This is a genomic window from Aeromonas sp. QDB18 (assembly GCF_027705325.1).
Taxonomy (GTDB): Bacteria; Pseudomonadota; Gammaproteobacteria; order Enterobacterales; family Aeromonadaceae; genus Aeromonas; species Aeromonas caviae.
Genome location: NZ_JAPDBQ010000320.1, coordinates 1 through 913, shown reverse-complemented (window position 1 = coordinate 913; position 913 = coordinate 1). Strand labels below are relative to the sequence as shown.

General features: G+C 55.6%; 1 pseudogene. It reads right to left on the bottom strand.

The window, feature by feature from the left end:
* Positions 1–913 (bottom strand): annotated as a pseudogene (locus OKC30_RS21125) (IS4-like element IS50R family transposase); the annotation flags it as partial.

Sequence of the window (913 nt, the reverse complement as noted above, 5' to 3'; positions counted from 1 at the left end):
TATCGCCATGTAAGCCCACTGCAAGCTACCTGCTTTCTCTTTGCGCTTGCGTTTTCCCTTGTCCAGATAGCCCAGTAACTGACATTCATCCGAGGTCAGCACCGTTTCTGCGGACTGGCTTTCTACGAACTCCGCTTCCTTTAGTAGCCCTTGCGCCCTGAGTGCTTGCGGCAGGGTGAAGCTTTCTCTGAGCTGTAACAGCCTGACGGCAACAAATGAGAGGATCGACACCATGCGCTCCAGATTATCCGGCTCTTCCATGCGTTGCCTTTCAGCTCCTGCTCCGGTTTTCCATGCCTTATGGAAATCCTCAATCCGCCAGCGATGGGTGTATATGTCGATGACGCGCAAGGCTTGGGCTAGCGACTCGACCGGTTCGCTGGTCAACAATAACCATTTCAACGGTGTCTCACCCTTGGGCGGGTTAATCTCCTCGGCCAGCACCGCGTTGAGCGTGATATTCCCCTGTTTTAGCGTGATGCGGCCACTGCGCAGGCTCAGGCTCGCCTTGCGGGCTGGCCGATTCTTGCGTTTGCCGCGTTTATCCACCACACCCTTTTGCGGAATACTGATCTGATAGCCCCCCAGCTCTGGTTGGTTTTTCAGATGGTCATACAGATACAGCCCAGACTCTACGTCCTTACGCGGGTGTTTGGAGCGCACCACGAAGCGCTCGTTATGCGCCAGTTTGTCCTGCAGATAAGCATGAATATCGGCTTCGCGGTCACAGACTGCAATCACGTTGCGCATCATGCTGCCCATGCGTAACCGGCTGGTTGCTGCCGCTGCCAGCCATTTGCCACTCTCCTTTTCATCCGCATCGGCAGGGTCATCCGGACGCATCCACCACTCTTGATGCAGTAATCCTACGGTGCGGAATGTGGTGGCCTCGAGCAAGAGCACGGAGTGAACC